Source organism: Photobacterium salinisoli, assembly GCF_003614885.1.
Classification (GTDB): domain Bacteria; phylum Pseudomonadota; class Gammaproteobacteria; order Enterobacterales; family Vibrionaceae; genus Photobacterium; species Photobacterium salinisoli.
Genome location: NZ_QZMS01000007.1, coordinates 1,841,601 through 1,860,704, shown reverse-complemented (window position 1 = coordinate 1,860,704; position 19,104 = coordinate 1,841,601). Strand labels below are relative to the sequence as shown.

Below are 19,104 nucleotides of genomic sequence, written 5' to 3'. Positions count from 1 at the left end.
TGTACCACCCCGTAAGGGCAGTTCCTTCATAAATCAGGACACACTATAGCGAAAGTGCTACATTGAAAAAAGTGGAATAAATAGATTATTACAATCGAAAAATACGATGAGCAAATTTCCTTCTCTGAAACAACTCCATTATCTGGTGACACTTTATGAAACCCGCCATTTTGGTGAAGCGGCCAAACAGTGTTTCGTCAGCCAGTCCACATTAAGCTCAGGAATTCAGAATCTTGAGGATCTGGTTGGCTGCCAGCTGATTGAACGGGATAACAAAGCCCTGGTCTTTACCACTACAGGTGAAGAAGTCGTGGTACGCAGCCGTGAACTGCTGGCAAGAACGCAGGATATGATGGAGCTGTCGAAAAGCGGCGAGGATCAGATGGCCGGTCAGGTCAGGCTGGGGTGTATTCCGACCATCGCCCCTTTCTTGCTGGGCGATTTAGTGCAGGCGGTGAATCGCAGGCATCCGCAGCTCCACCTCTTACTGCGTGAAGATACAACGGACAATCTGCTGAGCGCGTTACGCAATGGCGACATGGATGTGCTGATACTGGCACTCCCGGTTGAAATCAGTGGTATGCACAGCCAGATAGTGGGGCGCGACCCCTTCAAGATGGTGATCAGTAAAAATCAGGCCTCGAAAGTGAACGTTCCGCTGCGCTATGCCGATTTACCGGATGAATCTGTCTTTCTGCTGGAGAAAGAACATTGCCTCACCGGCCATGCGGTGTCGGCGTGCCAGCTGACCAGCAAAGAAAAGATCAACTCGTTTGCGGCGACCAGCTTACATACCCTGGTTCAGATGGTATCGAATGGCCTTGGCTCCACCTTTATTCCGCATATGGCGATCAAGCATGGTTTGGTCGATAGCCCGGATTTAGTGATCTTAGATCCGCCAGGGCAGGCCGCTTATCGGGAAATCGGCCTGGTCTGGCGACCGACGTCAAGCCGTATACCCACTTTTCAATGCCTGGCAGAGATAGTCACAGAGCTGCTTTAACGACATTCAGGACGCTCAGCAGACATGTTTTTATTTTTTGGTGAAATATTCTGCTGAGTTATGATTTGTTTGATACTTTGTTCTGTTTGGGCTTTTTGCCAAGTACTTCATTTTGTAGGTTTTTTCTGTTTCGTCCTGTAAAACAATTCCCCGCCATGCACGCAAAATTATTCCTCCAATGTATGACTCTGCCAAATCTTGTCTATAAATGTATGTAGATTGAGTGCGTTACAGCCCATTCCGCCATTATTGCTTGTTTAAAACGGTATATTTTTAATTGTTAATTTAGTGTTAATCGGTAATTTAATTACGTAATACTTTACACTTTTAGCCAGGAAATAGACTGGAAGTTAAAAACCGAATATATCGCCTTAAAGTGTTTTAATTTAGTGTTTTGAGTAATAGCTCTATTTTCTGCAAGATTATGATTTTAAATGTTTTGTTTTGTTTTTGTGATCCTGTTGATTTTGGGGTGGGTTTGCCTTTTCTGATTTGTTAAGGCAACGTAATAGCCATGTTGAGGCCGAAAGTGGTCTATGATGGAAATCAGTCGATGCATTGTTTAAGTAGTGATTTAGTTACACTTGGCTGATTTGGGTAAAAGGGGAGTCATAAATGGGTATGGAAAATCATCACCAGTTTGGTCAGCTGACGTTGGCTGCACCGCTTTCAGAATCACAGCGAGACATCCTGAGTGATGACGCAATGGCTTTTGTTGAGAAACTGGTCAGTCGGTTTGCTTCCCGTGTGCCGGAACTGCTGGCAGCACGTGAAGTTCGTCAGCAGTCTATTGATGCCGGGCAGTTACCTGACTTCCTGCCAGACACCCGAGATATCCGTGAAGGTGACTGGACTATCCAGAACATTCCATCCGATTTGCAGGATCGCCGTGTAGAAATCACAGGTCCCGTTGATCGCAAAATGGTGATTAATGCGCTGAATGCGAATGTAAAAGTATTCATGGCGGATTTCGAGGACTCCTTTGCTCCTGCATGGAGTGCAGTGATTGACGGCCAGCGCAACCTTCGTGATGCGGTGAACCGCACTATTTCTTACACCCATCCTGACACAGGAAAAGTGTATGAATTAAAAGAGGATCCGGCGGTATTGATCTGTCGTGTCCGTGGTTTGCATCTGCCGGAAAAACACCTCTTCTGGAACGGTCAGCCGATTCCGGGCGCGCTGCTGGACTTTGGCCTGTATTTCTTCCACAACCATAAGCAATTGCTGAAAAACGGCAGCGGGCCGTACTTCTATGTCCCTAAACTGCAGGCTTATCAGGAAGCGGCCTGGTGGAGCGATGTGTTCAGCTTTGCCGAGGATGAAGCAGGACTGCCTCGCGGAACAATCAAAGCCACTGTGCTGATTGAAACGCTGCCGGCGGTATTTGAAATGAATGAAATTCTGTTCAGCCTGAAAGAGCACATTGTGGGCCTGAACTGTGGCCGCTGGGATTACATTTTCAGCTATATCAAGACACTGCGTAACCACCCGGATCGTATCTTGCCGGATCGTCAGGTGGTTACCATGGAAAAACCTTTCCTCAACGCTTACTCACGTTTGCTGGTGAGAACCTGTCACCGTCGCGGCGCGTTTGCGATGGGAGGCATGGCTGCCTTTATTCCTTCTAAAGAGGCAGAGCGTAATGCCTGGGTTCTGGACAAGATCCAGACAGACAAAGCGTTGGAAGCCAATAATGGTCATGACGGCACCTGGGTAGCCCACCCGGGGCTGGCCGATACCGCCCGCGAAGTCTTTGATAAGTGTCTGGGCGCACGCTCAAATCAGCTGGATGTGACGCGTGACACTGATGCACCGATCACAGCGGCCGAACTGCTGGCACCCTGCGACGGCGAACGGACAGATGATGGCATGCGGCATAACATCCGCGTTGCTGTGCAGTACATCGAAGCCTGGATCTCAGGCAACGGATGTGTGCCGATTTACGGCATGATGGAAGACGCTGCCACCGCTGAAATCTCGCGTGCTTCCATCTGGCAATGGATCAAGCACGGCAAAACGCTGAGCAACGGCCAGGTCGTCACCAAAGCTTTGTTTGAACAACTGCTGGACGAAGAAATGCAAGTCCTGGAGCAGGAAGTAGGCGCTGAGCGTTTCAGCCAAGGACAATTCCGGGAAGCGGCTGCCATGATGGCGCGCCTGACCACCAGTGATGAGCTGGTCACCTTCCTGACACTGCCCGGCTACGAATACCTGGAATAACGGTGAAGCACAAGCATTCAAACCGGAACGGCAACACACAACAATAAGCACATAGTGCAACAAACACTGCCCGGCTTAGCCCGGGCAGGGGAAGCCCAAGAAAACTGAGTACAACTGAAGCGCAGAACGTCCTGATTTTGCGAAATATCGTCACATAATACGAGGGATTTATTATGACACTGACTCGCCAGCAACAGATCGAAGCCATTGAAAAGGATTGGGCGGAGAACCCACGTTGGAAACATGTTAAGCGTACTTATACTGCGGAAGAGGTGGTTAATCTGCGTGGTTCGGTCGTACCGGCGAACACACTGGCTCAGCGCGGTGCTGATAAGTTGTGGGATTTAGTGAACGGCTCTGCCAAGAAAGGCTATGTGAACTGCCTTGGCGCGTTGACTGGCGGCCAGGCCGTTCAGCAGGCGAAAGCAGGGATTGAGGCTATCTACCTCTCTGGCTGGCAGGTGGCCGCTGATAACAACACGGCATCATCTATGTACCCTGACCAGTCCCTGTATCCGGTCGATTCAGTGCCAGCGGTTGTAAAACGTATTAACAACTCTTTCCGCCGCGCTGATCAGATTCAGTGGGCAAACGGCAAAAGCCCGGAAGAAGGCGGCATTGATTACTTCCTGCCTATCGTTGCTGATGCAGAAGCCGGCTTTGGTGGTGTACTGAATGCTTACGAACTGATGCGCAGCATGATTGATGCAGGAGCCGCAGGCGTGCACTTTGAAGATCAGTTGGCTTCGGTGAAAAAATGCGGCCACATGGGCGGTAAAGTACTGGTACCGACCCAGGAAGCAGTTCAAAAACTGATTGCTGCCCGTCTGGCGGCTGACGTTGCAGGCACAACAACGCTGGTGATTGCCCGTACTGATGCGAATGCTGCCGATCTGCTGACCTCCGACTGCGACCCGTACGATGCCGATTTCATTACCGGTGAGCGTACGCAGGAAGGTTTCTACCGCGTTCGTGCAGGTATTGATCAGGCTATCGCCCGTGGTCTGGCTTATGCCCCGTATGCAGACCTGATCTGGTGTGAAACAGCAACCCCTTGTCTGGAAGAAGCGCGTAAGTTTGCTGAAGCTATCCATGCTAAATACCCGGATCAGCTGCTGGCGTATAACTGTTCTCCTTCTTTCAACTGGGAGAAGAACCTGGATGCCGAGACGATTGCCAAGTTCCAGCAAGAGCTGTCTGATATGGGCTATAAGTACCAGTTCATCACACTGGCCGGTATTCATAACATGTGGTTTAACATGTTCGAGCTGGCCCACGCTTATGCGCAGGGTGAAGGTATGCGTCACTATGTTGAGAAAGTACAGCGCCCAGAGTTTGCGGCGGCAGAGAAGGGTTATACCTTTGTTGCTCACCAGCAGGAAGTGGGAACTGGCTACTTCGATAAGATGACCAACGTGATTCAGGGCGGAAACTCTTCTGTGACTGCGCTGACAGGTTCCACTGAAGAAGATCAATTCTGATGAATTGACCGGCAATAAGCTATCTATCCTAGTAAGACCGTTTCGCAGCTGTTACCCGAGAGGGGATTGCGATTAACGTTATCGGCTGATACCGGCTTGTTCACGTCAAGCCATAGTCTGATAACGCTTTAACTTAACGAATTGTTATCGCCTTGGGAGCCTCTGGCTCCCCTTTTTCTTTTCCGGGGTTGCTAATCGGTATTGTTTACTTCCCTTTGTCTTGCTTACTCCGACCGTAACAATATCTCTTTGTGCTCCAGCCAGAACGCTTGAGATGCTTCCATCAGCCTTGGGTACAGAATATAAAAGCTGTGCTCCAACTCCAGATAATGCCCGGCCAGAAAAGGCGGACATGCTGCCAGTGAACTCAATTTCGGGCGGCGAATCGCCATTCGTTCTAATGCCTGATGAATACTGGCCACTTGCTGATACTCAATCAGCCACTCTTGCTGCCACATACGTTGTGTCATTTGCCGGTAATGTTCCGGTTCATTACCGTTAAAGCCTTCAACTTCTTTACGTGCCTGCTTAACAAAGACGGGTAAAGGCAGGTCATGGTATCGCTGCCAGTGGCGGGCGAGATAATGATCCCAGATCATATCCAGCGCAATGCCGCTTACCCGACGGATGTGCGGCGGGAAAGCCCGGCGCCAGGCCCGTACTTCTGGCTGGCTGTCGATATAGCTATCGACAAAACGGTGAAGCTTGATACCTGCTGCTACATCCGCGGAATAATAGCGGTAGGGATCACCGCGAACAAAATCGGCCAGTAAGTTCCCTGCCAGGTGACTCTGGCAATGATCGGCCAGATGAAGATGTGCCAGAAAGTTCATAGTATAGAATTCAGCATCTGTTGCCATTAGGTAAGAGCGAGGCTGATACTGTAGCAGAAATGCCAGGCTCCAGCGCAGGGATAGCGTGCAGTATCAGATACAGTGTAGAGTGAAACACAGTGATGCTGTCATTTTGAGTCATTGGTATAACTTTTGGCATCACTTTGGAGTGTTGCGGGCTTTATTGCGAAAAAACGTCACTATCCTTATCTAAAGCCCGCGGTCTGGTCGCTTTATCGTAGTCACATAAACAGGGTCAGGAGAGCGGATTAACCCTTTTGCTGCAATGTTTTGTTCAGGGAGTGATGAAGTGTTATGAACGTCTTGTCTGCTATACCGTCAGCCACTGTACTGGCCTTGTCGTTAACCTCAGGCGTTGTTTTGGCCGAACAGCAAGGGTTGCCAGCCACAGAACCAGCCCGTACTGAACCTGTTGCCCGAATCATAGGCGGCAGCCCGGCATACCAGAACAACATTCCGTGGCAGGCACTGATTTATATTGACGTTGGCAACGACGGCCAGGATATTTTTCAGTGCGGTGGCGTCGTCATAGATAAGCATACCGTACTGACAGCCGCACATTGCCTTACCAAAGGCTCAGTCACAGCGCAGCCTGGTGAGGTATTTGTCTGGGCGGGGATCACCTCGACAGACTCTGCGACTACTTTCAATGCCCTGCCGGTGACAGCGGTGAATGTTCATCCGGATTTTAATGAAGAGACTTTTATTAACGATATTGCTTTGCTGCGCCTTGGCAAGGAGACGGCTGCCGGTGCTCAGCCCATCCGGCTGGCGAGTGTGAGTGAACAGCAGCAGGCCGATGTGATATTTGACAATACCTTTGTGCCCGACGGCCAACGCGGTCAGAATTTGCTGGTGTCCGGGTGGGGGCTCACCTCCACCGAGGCCGGGGCGACGGTATCCCGTCAGTTACAGCATGTGTTGCTTGCGGGTGTGCCGGATGATTATTGCGAACAGGTATGGGGCTCAGTGGTTGAACCGACTCAGAGTGCTATGTTCGTGTGCGCGATGTCGCCCGATCCTGCAGTTAAGCGTGACACTTGTCAGGGCGATTCGGGTGGGCCTTTGGTGTGGCAGGATCCCCAGGCCAGCGCCGATAGTGACCTGGGTTTTCGGCTGATAGGGTTAGTCAGCTTTGGGACCGAATGCGGAGAGGATTTCCCTGCTGTATATACCCAAGTTTCCCATTATCGTGACTGGCTTGCTTCAACAGCTGGAGAGGGATTTAACTTTTATCCGGACTCTGTTTTTTCATTCAACCCGTTTACCTTTAATGCCGACAAGCTGTCTGCAGCGCCAGGTACAGAAAATGAGAGCAACCAAGGCAGCGCCAGCACATTAAGCAGTGCAATGGCGAGCCGCTCGGGAGGGAGCATGACGTTTGGAGGCATGATTGCACTGCTGGGGGGGCTCTGGTGGCGAAGAAGCCAGGGCAGGGAAAGCTGAACGGGGGGCTCTCGCGAGCTTATTATCAGAGAGGCGCATTAACCACTGCCTCAAAATATTTTGTTTATTATCAACAGTATTGATTGATTATCTTTCCTGAGTCTGATGTCACTCTGCCTGCTTTGTCCCCTGTGGTTAACTATCCGTCAAAATTCTCAATAAGTAACAATGGCGCAATTACAGTCAGAATTATACTTAAGCGACTGTAAATCATGAGGGTAGCAGTTATGAAAGCCCCCATAACTAACAGCCTGTTATTGCTGGCTTTCCTGCTTTTTATGTCAGGGCTGGCTAAGGCACAGACTGATGAGCCGCCTGTCCAGGCGGAGCAATACGAGCCAACAGCCAGAATTATTGGTGGCATATCTGCTGTGCCGGGTGATATCCCCTGGCAGGCGTTTATTAATATTGATTTTTCTGATACCGGCACAGAAGTCTACCTGTGTGGTGGTGTGGTGATTGCACCTCGCATCATACTGACAGCGGCTCACTGCCTTGTGAATGGTGGCCGGATTGCAACACCCTTGCATTTGAAAGTCTGGGCCGGTATTACATCGGTATTCAGCGCGACAAACAGTAATGCCATGCCTGTCAGCGCCATCAATGTGCATCCCAGTTACAACAGCAGTAATTTTAACAATGACATCGCCATTATCCGCCTGAGTCAGGATCTGCCGGAAACCGCAATCCCGATACAGATAGCGTCTGTCTCGGCCCAGAACCGGGCGGATGCGGAATTTGCCAATACTTGGGTGGCAAACAGCAACCGTCCAGCCAATTTGCTGATCTCGGGGTGGGGGAGTGTGACACCCAATCCCGATGCCGCGGGGGCAACACAATTGCAACAGACAGTATTGTCCGGTGTACCCGACCGGGTGTGTGACAACTTATGGGGTAGCTCAGTGCATCCCGGGGTGTACAGTATTTTTGTCTGCGCATCACCCCCGTCGCCCAACCTATCCCGGGACAGCTGTTTTGGTGACTCAGGCGGTCCGCTAGTCTGGCAGGATCCCCAGGCCAGCAGCGATCCGGATTTTGGCCTGCGCCTGCTGGGGCTGGTGAGCTTTGGCGAAGGGTGTGCCGGCAATCTGCCCGGCGTCTACACGCAGGTGTCTACTTATCTTGACTGGATAGCCGCTGTCTCTGGCGGGGATTTCAGCTTCAATCCGGCAGCTGTGTTTAGCGTGAATCCTTTTCTGAAAGATTACAGCAATGCAGGGCTGGAACAGTTCCGCGTGGAGAACAGCGGTAGCGATGACAGCGGGGGAAGCTATTCACTGGCTTGGCTGCTGGGACTCGTCGCTCTGGTTCTCTGGCGTTCGCGCAAGAAAGGCTGAGAACAAATCATTTCATAACATTTCTCCGGGCTTGATATTGCAGTGTGGCGGCCTATACTAGCTGCCTGCTGTAAGTTAGGGCCTAAAAAATGCAAGTTTCAGATTTTCACTTTGACCTTCCCGATGAACTGATTGCACGTTATCCGCAACCGGAGCGTTCATCCAGCCGCCTGCTGCAACTGGACGGTAACAGCGGTGATGTGTGCCATAAATCGTTTAGAGATGTGTTGGATCTGGTGCGTCCCGGTGACCTGCTGGTATTTAACAATACCCGGGTGATCCCGGCGCGCATGTTCGGCCGTAAAGCCAGTGGCGGTAAGCTGGAAGTGCTGGTCGAGCGGCTGCTTGATGATAAAAGTATTCTGGCTCATGTTCGGGCTTCTAAAGCCCCCAAACCGGGTACGCAGCTTTTGTTAGGCGAAAACGATGAGTTTGAAGCCGAAATGGTGGCCCGTCATGATGCCCTGTTTGAAATTCGCTTCAACAGTGCGCTGACGGTATTGGAGATTCTGGAGCAGGTGGGCCACATGCCTTTGCCGCCTTATATCGACCGTCCGGACGAAGAAGCAGACAAAGAGCGTTATCAAACGGTTTATAATGCCAAGCCGGGCGCCGTGGCTGCTCCGACTGCCGGACTGCACTTTGATGAGCAACTGTTGGCGGATATCAAGTCAAAAGGGGCTGAGTTTGCCTTTGTGACTTTGCACGTAGGTGCCGGCACCTTCCAGCCAGTCCGGGTCGATAATATTCATGATCATCATATGCACGCGGAATACGTGGAAGTCCCGCAAGAGGTAGTTGATGCCATTCAGGCCACCCGAGCCCGTGGCGGCCGGGTGATTGCCGTGGGCACCACTTCTGTCCGCTCGCTGGAAAGTGCGGCTCAGGATGCCCTGAAGAACGGCACCGATCTGGTCCCTTTCTTCGGCGATACTGATATTTTCATTTACCCCGGTTACGAGTTCCAGCTGGTGGATGTGCTGATCACCAATTTCCACCTGCCGGAATCCACACTGATCATGCTGGTGAGCGCATTTGCTGGCTATGAAAATACCATGGGTGCTTATCAGCAGGCTGTCGAACAAAGCTACCGCTTCTTCAGCTACGGGGATTCTATGTTTATCACCCGTCGTCAGGGCTGATTGACTGCGCTGGGCAATGTCCGGCTGTGGTGTGTAACTACTGGTGCGGCAGCCTGAATAACTGAACTTTTACTCAATATCGCTGTCTGGTCTTGGGCCGGACAGTTCGCGATCCTGTTTGACCGGGGTTGCAGTGCATCAGGCGAAGGGCCTTTTGCATTTACTTAACGTCAGATTGTTTCTCTGGCTTTTGGAGGCTTTGTGAAATTTGAATTAGATAAAACCCAGGGACGTGCACGTCGCGGCCGTCTGGTGTTTGAACGCGGTACGGTAGAAACGCCGGCATTCATGCCTGTAGGTACTTACGGCACCGTAAAGGGCATGACGCCGGAAGAAGTGAAAGATACAGGTGCACAGATCCTGCTGGGTAATACTTTCCACCTGTGGCTGCGCCCGGGTCAGGAAGTAATGAAACTGCACGGCGATCTGCATGATTTCATGCAGTGGCAAGGCCCTATTCTGACCGATTCAGGCGGTTTCCAGGTGTTCAGCCTGGGTGATATCCGCAAAATTACCGAAGAAGGGGTGCATTTCCGTAACCCGGTCAACGGTGACAAGATCTTCATGGACGCTGAGAAGTCAATGGAAATTCAGTACGATCTGGGCTCAGACGTGGTGATGATTTTCGACGAATGTACGCCTTATCCGGCCACCCATGATGAAGCCAAGAAATCGATGGAAATGTCACTGCGCTGGGCAAAACGCAGCCGTAACCATTTCGATAAAATGGGTAACAAGAATGCGCTGTTCGGCATTGTCCAGGGTGGTGTCTATGAAGATCTGCGTGATGTGTCTGTCAAAGGCCTGACGGAGATCGGCTTTGATGGCTACGCTGTGGGCGGTCTGGCTGTTGGCGAACCGAAAGAAGATATGCACCGTGTGCTGGAGCATACGTGTCCGCAACTACCGGAAGATAAGCCGCGTTACCTGATGGGTGTCGGTAAACCTGAAGATCTGGTTGAAGGTGTGCGCCGCGGTATCGACATGTTCGACTGTGTGATGCCAACCCGTAATGCCCGTAATGGCCACCTGTTTGTGACCGGCGGTGTGATCAAGATCCGTAATGCGAAACATAAAACAGATACAAGTCCACTGGATCCGCACTGTGACTGTTACACTTGTCGCAATTACTCGAAGGCGTATCTGTACCATCTGGATAAATGTAATGAAATTTTGGGTGCACGCCTTAATACAATCCACAACTTACGCTACTATCAGCGTTTGATGGAAAGCATTCGTCAGGCGATTGAAGAAGATCGTTTCGACGCATTCGTAGAAGAGTTCTACGCGCGCCGGGACCGCGAAGTTCCACCATTAAAAAACGTTTAACTATAACGAGGACGTGAATAAATGAGTCTTTTTATTTCTCAGGCACATGCAGCAGCAGAAGGCGCTCCACAGGGTGGCGGCATGCAGCTGTTTATCATGCTGGCTCTGTTTGCTGTAATTTTCTACTTCATGATCTACCGTCCGCAGGCCAAGCGGGTGAAAGAGCACAAAAATCTGATGTCTTCGATGGGCAAAGGTGATGAAGTGCTGACCAATGGCGGCCTGGTGGGTAAGATCACCAAAGTCTCAGCGGAAAATGACTACATTGTGATCGCTCTGAACGACACAACTGAAGTTACCATCAAAAAGGATTTTGTTTCTGCCGTTCTGCCAAAGGGCACAATGAAATCACTGTAATTTATGGCTTTGAAGGATCTTCTCAGTGTTAAACCGGTATCCCTTGTGGAAGAACCTGATGGTGGTGTTTGCACTGCTCATCGGTCTGCTCTATGCACTTCCCAATGTGTTCGGTGAAGATCCAGCAATCCAAATCTCCGGGGCGCGTGGCGCCTCGGTAGAAATGGCCACGCTGGATAAAGTTACCGAGCAGCTTAATCAAGATAAACTCTCCTACAAATCTGTCGCTTTCGAAAACGGGGCTATTCTGGTCCGCTTCAAAGACACTGAGACACAAATCAGTGCCCGCGATTTAATGAATCAATCTCTTGGCGATAACTATGTTGTTGCTTTGAACCTGGCACCTTCTACTCCTGCCTGGCTGGAAAGCCTGGGCGCCACCCCAATGAAACTCGGCCTTGACCTGCGTGGCGGTGTGCACTTCCTGATGGAAGTGGATATGGATGCGGCGATGGACAAACTGCTGGGGCAGCAAGAAGACACTTTCCGTACTGAGCTGCGTGAAGCCCGTATCCGTTACCGTGCCATTTCTGTGAAAGACAACGGTGTGGAAATCCGGCTTCGTAACGATGAGCAAGTACAAGAAGCCAGACGTACATTGTCGGCTTCTCACCCGGACATGCTGTTCGTTGAAGGCAGTGGTTTTGCACTCACCGCCAGTTTTACTGAAGCGCGGATGCAGGAAATTCGTAACTATGCCGTTGCTCAGAACATCACTATTCTGCGTAACCGGGTTAACGAACTGGGTGTAGCAGAGCCACTGGTTCAGCGTCAGGGCGCTAACCGTATTGTTGTTGAACTGCCGGGCGTACAGGATACGGCGCGGGCCAAAGAAATTCTGGGTGCGACCGCCACCCTGGAATTCCGTGAAGTGGACACCAATGTGGATCTGGCTGCCGCCGCTGCAGGACGTGTACCGCCGGGCAGTGAGGTGAAAACCTCCCGTGACGGTAATCCTGTGGTGCTGAAGAAGCGGGTGATCCTCGAAGGTTCACACATTACCGATTCCACATCCAGCAATGACGAGTATGGTCGCCCGCAGGTGAACATCAAGCTGGACAGTGAAGGCGGTAATAAGATGACTGCTTTCTCCCGCAATAACGTGGGTAAGCTGATGGCAACGCTGTTCATTGAATACAAAGACAGCGGCAAGCGTTCCCCTACGGGCAAAGTGATTCTGGAAAAACACGAAGAAGTGATTAACCAGGCAACGATTCAGACTGCGCTGGGTCGTGATTTCCGTATTACCGGTATTGATAGCCAGGCAGAAGCGCACAATCTGGCACTGCTGTTGCGTGCCGGTGCACTGATCGCGCCAATTTCGATTGTAGAAGAGCGCACTATCGGTCCTTCCATGGGGCAACAGAACATCGACATGGGGATCCAGGCCTGTATCTGGGGCATGGTCGCTGTGATGCTTTTCACTTTGTTGTATTACCGCAAGTTCGGTCTGATTGCCAACCTGGCACTGACGATGAACCTGGTATTGATCATTGGTGTGATGTCGATGATTCCGGGCGCCACTATGACGCTGCCTGGTATTGCCGGTATCGTACTGACGGTGGGTATGGCGGTGGATGCCAACGTGCTGATCTTCGAGCGGATTCGTGAAGAACTGCGCGATGGTCGCAGCCCGCAGCAGGCGATTCAGCAAGGTTATGCCAATGCGTTCAGCACTATCGCTGATGCCAATATCACCACGCTGATCACCGCTATCATTTTGTTTGCGGTAGGTACAGGGGCGATTAAAGGCTTCGCGGTGACGCTGTCTATCGGTATTCTGACCTCTATGTTTACGGCTATTGTGGGCACCCGTATGCTGGTGAACCTGCTGTATGGCGGTAAACGCATCGATAAATTGTCGATCTAAGGAGACGCTGACATGTTTCAATTAATGAAAGCGGATAAAGTGATCGACTTTATGCGTTGGTCGAAGCTGGCCTTTGTTTTTTCTGCTGTGATGATCATTGCTTCTATTGGTATTGTTGTCACTAAAGGCATGAACTGGGGGCTGGATTTCACTGGTGGCACCCTGATTGAAGTGGGCTTTGAGCAACCTGCGGATTTGGGCCAGATTCGTGATTCACTGGAAGCGGCGGGTTTTGGCGATGCCATCGTTCAGAACTTCGGTACTGCCCGTGATGTGATGGTGCGTCTCCAGCCGCGTGAAGGCGTGGCAGGTGAAACCCTGGGCAATCAGATCCTGGATGCACTCCGTGAAGGTACGCACCAAAGTGTCGAAATGCGCCGGATTGAGTTTGTCGGCCCGAACGTCGGTGACGAACTGGCGGAAGCGGGCGGTCTGGCTATTCTGGTCTCACTGATCTGTATTTTGCTGTACGTATCTATGCGTTTTGAGTGGCGTCTGGCCGCAGGTGCTGTGTTGTCCCTGACTCACGATGTCATCATTACTATTGGTATTTTTTCACTGCTGCAAATTGAGGTCGACCTGACGATTGTCGCTGCGCTGCTGACCGTTGTCGGTTATTCACTCAATGACACCATAGTGGTGTTTGACCGTATTCGTGAGAATTTCCGCAAAATGCGCAAAGGCGGCCCGGCAGAGGTGATGAATAACTCTGTTACGCAAACCCTGAGCCGTACCCTGATCACGTCAGGTACAACTTTGTTCGTGGTGATCGCCCTGTTTATGAAAGGCGGCACCATGATTCACGGGTTTGCCACAGCACTGTTAATCGGTATTACCGTCGGTACCTATTCTTCTATCTATGTCGCTTCGGCACTGGCGCTGAAACTGGGTATTACCCGTGAGCACCTGATGCCACCTAAAGTGGAAAAAGAAGGCGAAGAATTCGACGCCATGCCGTAATGGCGCTTGGAGCGGGTTAAATTTTCCCTTGACCCTGGTCTGAAGATATAAGAAAGCCCCGGCAATCGGATTGCCGGGGCTTTTTGTATGGCGACTGAAAACCACCGCACAGACAGTGGCACTCATTTCAGTACCGGTTTATTTTTTCAGTGCTTCGCTGCCGTGTTCACGGATTTTCGCCAGCATAGGCTTCACTACGCGCACATTCCCTGCAACTATGTTGCCGGAGGTCAGGTAGTTGGTGTTACCGGTGAAGTCGGTACAGATGGCGCCAGCTTCACGGGCAATCAGTTCGCCAGCTGCCATTTCCCAAGGCTTCTGGCTCAGTTTGAATACACCGTCTACGCGGCCGGCGGCCAGGTAGCACAGATCCAAAGCAGTAGAGCCGGACAAGCGCATGTCATCGCATTCAACAAACATTGCCTGCTGAATTTTGGCGTAGCTTTCAGAGTGTTGTTTGGCAGTGAAAGGCAGGCTGCTTGCCAGAACCGTACCGGCCAGATTACGTGGCTGAGAAGCACGGATACGCTGGCTGTTCAGCTGTGCGCCAGAACCGCGGGTTGCGGTGAACAGTTCGTTACGGGCAGGATCGTAAACAGCAGCGACTTCAGTACGGCCACGCATACGCAGGGCAACTGAAATGGCATAGTGCGGGATACCGCGGGCGAAGTTATTGGTGCCATCCACTGGGTCGATGATCCATTGGCATTCTTTGTCACGGCCTTCTTTGGTGCCGGACTCTGCACCGACGATGCAGTGATCAGGATAAGACTTCAGAATAGTATCGATGATGATAGCTTCTGCTTCGTGATCGATATTGGTGACAACGTCGTTGCCTTTTTTACTTACTTCAATGCCTTGCGGTTTTTCTAAAGACTTAGCGACATGGTCACCGGCTTTACGGACAGCACGGATCGCGATATTTAGCATCGGATGCATAGGATCTTCCCAACGGATGTTAAAGAACTAAAAAGCGGCGGCGAGTATATCAGAGCCTGAGTAAAAAGGAAGTGGTGATTTTTTATCCAGCTCGAGGCCGGAACTTGCTGCCAGGTTTCGCTTACAATGTTTTCCCCACTTTACAGAAGGCTGTGCTAAAATCCCCCGGTTTTGGAATCAGAGTTGGAAAACAGGCCGTCATGTTAGATCAAATCCGCGTGGTGCTGGTGGGCACATCACATTCAGGCAACATAGGCTCAGCGGCACGAGCAATGAAAGTGATGGGGCTGAGCCAGCTGGTTCTGGTCGAACCCGCTTGTGAAATTGATGGCCAGGCGCTTGCGCTGGCTGCCGGTGCGGCAGATATTGTCGAAAACGCCCGTATTGTCAGCACCCTCGATGAGGCCATTGCCGATTGTGGCCTGGTGGTCGGTTCGAGTGCGCGTTCCCGAAGTCTGGAATGGCCGCAGCTCAATCCCCGCGAGTGTGGCATTAAAGCCATTCAGGAAGCACCGGCTCATCCGGTTGCCTTGCTGTTTGGTCGTGAACGTACTGGTTTGACCAACGAAGAGCTGCAAAAGTGCCACTGCCACGTGTATATTCCCGCTAACCCGGAATACAGTTCGCTGAATCTGGCTATGGCGGTTCAGACGATCAGTTATGAAGTGCGTATGGCTTACCTGGATAAGGAAGCTCAAGCCTTCCCTGTTCAGGACAGTGTGCCTGAATACCCGCGTACCATGGAGCTGGAAAAGTTCTTTGACCATTTGTACGACGTCATGGAACAGACACAGTTCATCAGCAGTCGCTCCGGTATGGTGATGGCAAAATTACGGCGCCTGTTTGTGCGCGCCAGACCCGAAGAGCAGGAGCTAAATATCCTGCGCGGTGTGCTGTCATCAGTACAAAAATCCCTCGCCGGACAGAAAAAGTAGTTGTTTAACGTACAGATAATGCCTGACTAAATTAGTCGGGTATATACTTGACCATTTTAGTCGGGTATGCGACACTGCTGCCATAGATTCGAGTAGGTAGCGGTGTGTTATGAGATTGACATCAAAAGGACGGTATGCAGTCACGGCCATGTTGGACGTTGCGCTGCATTCTCAGGAAGGTCCAGTACCTCTGGCAGATATTTCAGAGCGTCAGGGGATTTCACTGTCTTATTTGGAGCAATTGTTTGCTCGCTTGCGTAAAGCCGGCCTGGTGGCCAGCGTGCGTGGTCCGGGCGGTGGTTACCGACTGGGCGAAGAGGCGCATCAAATTGCTGTCGGCACTGTGATTGCGGCCGTCGATGAGTCGGTCGATGCCATGAAGTGCCACGGTAAAGGGGATTGTCAGGGCGGCGTTCGCTGTCTGACTCACACCCTGTGGCACGACCTCAGCGCGCGCATCAGTGACTTTCTGAACAATATTACGCTCGGTGAACTGATGCAGGACAATGATGTACTGACGGTGTCAGACCGCCAGGACCAGCGCCTTCAGAAGTCGTCTTTTGGACATAAGAATACACACGACAGCGCCACTATAGGTGTCGATGTTCGCTCCTAGCGCCCAGCGGCCCGTGTTTTTGGAGATGAAGATGAAATTGCCAATATACTTAGATTATTCCGCTACTTGCCCTGTAGATCCACGCGTTGCCGAGAAAATGGTGCAATGCATGACAATGGACGGTAACTTCGGTAACCCGGCCTCCCGTTCCCACCGTTTTGGCTGGCAGGCTGAAGAAGCCGTTGATAATGCCCGTGAGCAAGTGGCAGACCTGCTGAATGCCGACCCACGTGAGATCGTGTTTACCTCAGGTGCAACAGAATCTGATAACTTGGCGATCAAAGGTATTGCGCACTTCTACGGCAAAAAAGGTAAGCACATCATTACCTGTAAAACAGAACATAAAGCGGTTCTGGATCCTTGCCGTCAGCTGGAGCGTGAAGGCTACGAGGTTACTTACCTGGAGCCTGAGTCAAACGGTTTGATCGATTTGGCTAAGCTGCGTGACGCCATCCGCGAAGACACCATTCTTGTTTCCATTATGCATGTGAACAATGAAATCGGTGTGATTCAGGACATTACCGCAATTGGTGAAATCTGCCGCGAACGTGGCGTGTTTTTCCATGTTGATGCCGCTCAGTCTGCCGGTAAACTGCCGATTGACGTACAGGAAATGAAAGTTGATCTGATTTCCCTGTCTGCGCACAAAGTTTACGGCCCTAAAGGTATCGGTGCACTGTATGTGCGTCGTAAACCACGTATCCGTCTCGAAGCACAAATGCACGGTGGCGGTCATGAGCGTGGTATGCGTTCCGGTACACTGGCCACTCATCAAATCGTCGGTATGGGTGAAGCCTTCCGTATCGCGAAAGAAGAAATGGATCTGGACCGTCAGCATGCTCTGGCTCTGCGTAACCGCTTGCTGGACGGCGTAAAAGACATTGAAGCGATGACAGTTAACGGTGATCTGGAGCAGCGTGTTCCTAACAACCTGAACATCAGCTTTGCGTTTGTTGAAGGTGAGTCACTGCTGATGGCACTGAAAGACCTGGCGGTCTCTTCCGGCTCTGCCTGTACATCGGCCAGTCTGGAGCCTTCGTACGTACTGCGTGCTCTGGGCCTGAATGATGAATTGGCTCACAGTTCAATCCGCTTCTCTTTTGGTCGATTCACAACAGAAGAAGAAGTAGACTACGCAATTTCGCAAATCCGTACCGCAGTAGATAAACTGCGTGAGATGTCACCGCTTTGGGATATGTACAAAGAGGGAATCGACCTGAACACAGTTGAGTGGGCACACCACTAAGTTGCGGTCTTCACGAATTCGAGGAAATTACCATGGCATATAGTGACAAAGTAATTGATCATTACGAGAACCCGCGGAACGTGGGCTCATTTGATAAAGATGATAAAAATATCGGTAGCGGTATGGTTGGTGCGCCGGCATGTGGCGACGTAATGAAACTGCAAATCAAAGTGTCTGATGAAGGCATTATTGAAGATGCACGTTTTAAAACCTACGGCTGCGGTTCTGCTATCGCATCCAGCTCACTCATCACTGAGTGGGTGAAAGGTAAAACCTTAGACGAAGCAGCATCGATCAAAAACTCAGCGATTGCAGAAGAACTTGAGTTGCCACCGGTGAAGGTGCACTGCTCAATTCTGGCTGAAGACGCCATTAAAGCCGCTGTTAGCGATTACAAAAAGAAACATCAAAGCAATTAATGAAATAAGGGTTGTTGTTCATGGCCATTACCATCACTGAAACTGCAGCGAGCCGTGTTGCGGCTTTCCTGGAAAATCGGGGCAAAGGTCTAGGCCTGCGCTTGGGTGTCCGAACATCAGGATGCTCTGGTATGGCCTATGTCCTTGAGTTCGTTGATGATCTCAATGAGGGCGATGAGGTCTTTGAGCAATTCGGCGTCAAAGTGATCGTCGATGCCAAAAGCCTGGTTTACCTGGAAGGGACAGAGCTGGATTTCGTCAAAGAAGGACTGAATGAAGGTTTCCAATTTAACAACCCTAACGTGTCTAGCGAATGTGGTTGTGGTGAAAGCTTCAACGTTTAATACTCGCTGACGGCGAGACATTGCCTGGGCGCGAGCATTCTGCTTCGCGCCTCTTGCTTGTAAACCGATATCAGACGCCATATGAATCATTTCGAACTATTTGGCCTGCCTTTCCAGTTTGAACTGGACGGTAGCCTTCTTGCCACACGTTTCCGCGACCTGCAGCGACGTTTTCATCCCGATAACTTTGCTACAGCTTCTGAGCGCGATCGACTGATGGCTGTTCAAAAAGCTGCTCACATCAATGACGCATTCCAGACTCTGAAAAATCCGTTGACTCGTGCTGAGTATATGCTGGCGGAAAACGGCGTTGATATTCGCGCCGAGCAGCAGACGTTGCAGGATCCTGAATTTCTGATGCAACAAATGGAACTGCGTGAAGCCCTGGAAGAGATCCCTTCCGCTGAGGACCCTGAGTCAGCACTGTTTGATTTTGATCAGCAGGCGGTTAGTTTGCACAAAGCACAACTCAGCGAGTTAAAACAGTTGCTGGAAGCCGGCGAGTGGGAACCAGCAGCAGACGCAGTACGTAAACTCAAATTCATCGAAAAGCTGCGAGTCGAGGTCGAACGTCTGGAAGAGACGTTGTTCGACTGATTTTAT

At 51.0% G+C, this 19,104-nt stretch carries 18 protein-coding genes; 16 read left to right on the top strand and 2 right to left on the bottom strand.

Features of this window, described 5'->3' with window-relative positions; genetic code table 11:
• Positions 1–106 precede the first annotated feature (106 nt).
• The 3 genes from D6M16_RS09120 to aceA all read left to right on the top strand — a co-directional run bounded on the left by D6M16_RS09120 (position 107) and on the right by aceA (position 4,707).
• Positions 107–1,003, top strand: a complete 897-nt coding sequence (locus tag D6M16_RS09120; RefSeq protein WP_120511510.1) for a hydrogen peroxide-inducible genes activator — start codon at positions 107–109, stop codon at positions 1,001–1,003.
• Positions 1,004–1,624: 621 nt separating this feature from the next.
• Positions 1,625–3,226, top strand: coding sequence for a malate synthase A (gene aceB / locus D6M16_RS09115; RefSeq protein WP_420812230.1), 1,602 nt, complete (start codon positions 1,625–1,627; stop codon positions 3,224–3,226).
• Positions 3,227–3,399: 173 nt separating this feature from the next.
• A complete protein-coding gene (gene aceA, locus D6M16_RS09110) occupies positions 3,400–4,707 on the top strand; it encodes an isocitrate lyase (RefSeq protein ID WP_027252973.1) in 1,308 nt (435 codons plus the stop codon).
• A gap of 224 nt (positions 4,708–4,931) precedes the next feature.
• Here aceA and D6M16_RS09105 read toward each other — a convergent pair whose 3' ends face one another.
• Complete coding sequence (locus tag D6M16_RS09105) at positions 4,932–5,540, bottom strand: acyl carrier protein phosphodiesterase (protein ID WP_120511938.1); 609 nt, start codon at positions 5,538–5,540, stop codon at positions 4,932–4,934.
• A 315-nt stretch (positions 5,541–5,855) separates the two neighbouring features.
• Between D6M16_RS09105 and D6M16_RS09100 the strand changes: the two genes are divergently transcribed.
• From D6M16_RS09100 to secF, 7 genes are all read left to right on the top strand, one after another.
• Positions 5,856–7,007: a S1 family serine peptidase gene (locus D6M16_RS09100; protein ID WP_120511508.1), complete on the top strand. Its 1,152-nt coding sequence runs from the start codon at positions 5,856–5,858 to the stop codon at positions 7,005–7,007.
• 227 nt (positions 7,008–7,234) lie between these two features.
• A complete protein-coding gene (locus D6M16_RS09095) occupies positions 7,235–8,344 on the top strand; it encodes a S1 family serine peptidase (protein ID WP_162940958.1) in 1,110 nt (369 codons plus the stop codon).
• A gap of 89 nt (positions 8,345–8,433) precedes the next feature.
• A complete protein-coding gene (queA, locus tag D6M16_RS09090) occupies positions 8,434–9,486 on the top strand; it encodes a tRNA preQ1(34) S-adenosylmethionine ribosyltransferase-isomerase QueA (RefSeq protein ID WP_120511506.1) in 1,053 nt (350 codons plus the stop codon).
• Between the two features lie 201 nt (positions 9,487–9,687).
• Positions 9,688–10,815 carry a tRNA guanosine(34) transglycosylase Tgt gene (tgt, locus tag D6M16_RS09085; RefSeq protein WP_120511505.1) on the top strand — a complete coding sequence of 376 codons (1,128 nt, stop codon included), beginning with the start codon at positions 9,688–9,690 and terminating at the stop codon, positions 10,813–10,815.
• Between the two features lie 21 nt (positions 10,816–10,836).
• Complete coding sequence (gene yajC, locus D6M16_RS09080) at positions 10,837–11,172, top strand: preprotein translocase subunit YajC (protein WP_027252969.1); 336 nt, start codon at positions 10,837–10,839, stop codon at positions 11,170–11,172.
• A 25-nt stretch (positions 11,173–11,197) separates the two neighbouring features.
• The gene (gene secD, locus D6M16_RS09075; RefSeq protein WP_120511504.1) at positions 11,198–13,042 is read left to right on the top strand and encodes a protein translocase subunit SecD; all 1,845 of its coding nucleotides are present in this window, start codon (positions 11,198–11,200) and stop codon (positions 13,040–13,042) included.
• A 12-nt stretch (positions 13,043–13,054) separates the two neighbouring features.
• Positions 13,055–14,002, top strand: a complete 948-nt coding sequence (gene secF / locus D6M16_RS09070) for a protein translocase subunit SecF (protein ID WP_120511503.1) — start codon at positions 13,055–13,057, stop codon at positions 14,000–14,002.
• A gap of 138 nt (positions 14,003–14,140) precedes the next feature.
• Here the strand turns inward: secF and suhB are convergent, their stop codons facing one another.
• A complete protein-coding gene (gene suhB / locus D6M16_RS09065; protein ID WP_120511502.1) occupies positions 14,141–14,941 on the bottom strand; it encodes an inositol-1-monophosphatase in 801 nt (266 codons plus the stop codon).
• A gap of 200 nt (positions 14,942–15,141) precedes the next feature.
• On the opposite strand from suhB, the gene trmJ reads away from it, so the two are divergent.
• The 6 genes from trmJ (at position 15,142) to hscB (ending at position 19,098) form a co-directional block, all read left to right on the top strand.
• Positions 15,142–15,876 carry a tRNA (cytosine(32)/uridine(32)-2'-O)-methyltransferase TrmJ gene (gene trmJ / locus D6M16_RS09060; protein ID WP_120511501.1) on the top strand — a complete coding sequence of 245 codons (735 nt, stop codon included), beginning with the start codon at positions 15,142–15,144 and terminating at the stop codon, positions 15,874–15,876.
• Between the two features lie 109 nt (positions 15,877–15,985).
• On the top strand, positions 15,986–16,492 hold the full coding sequence (iscR, locus tag D6M16_RS09055) for a Fe-S cluster assembly transcriptional regulator IscR (protein ID WP_027252964.1): 507 nt from the start codon (positions 15,986–15,988) through the stop codon (positions 16,490–16,492).
• Between the two features lie 31 nt (positions 16,493–16,523).
• Entirely contained in the window at positions 16,524–17,738 is a 1,215-nt protein-coding gene (locus tag D6M16_RS09050) for an IscS subfamily cysteine desulfurase (protein ID WP_120511500.1), read from the top strand.
• Between the two features lie 32 nt (positions 17,739–17,770).
• Positions 17,771–18,157, top strand: coding sequence for a Fe-S cluster assembly scaffold IscU (gene iscU / locus D6M16_RS09045; protein WP_046218868.1), 387 nt, complete (start codon positions 17,771–17,773; stop codon positions 18,155–18,157).
• Positions 18,158–18,177: 20 nt separating this feature from the next.
• On the top strand, positions 18,178–18,501 hold the full coding sequence (gene iscA / locus D6M16_RS09040) for an iron-sulfur cluster assembly protein IscA (protein ID WP_046218867.1): 324 nt from the start codon (positions 18,178–18,180) through the stop codon (positions 18,499–18,501).
• A gap of 81 nt (positions 18,502–18,582) precedes the next feature.
• Positions 18,583–19,098 carry a co-chaperone HscB gene (gene hscB / locus D6M16_RS09035; protein WP_120511499.1) on the top strand — a complete coding sequence of 172 codons (516 nt, stop codon included), beginning with the start codon at positions 18,583–18,585 and terminating at the stop codon, positions 19,096–19,098.
• The last annotated feature ends 6 nt before the right edge of the window (positions 19,099–19,104 follow it).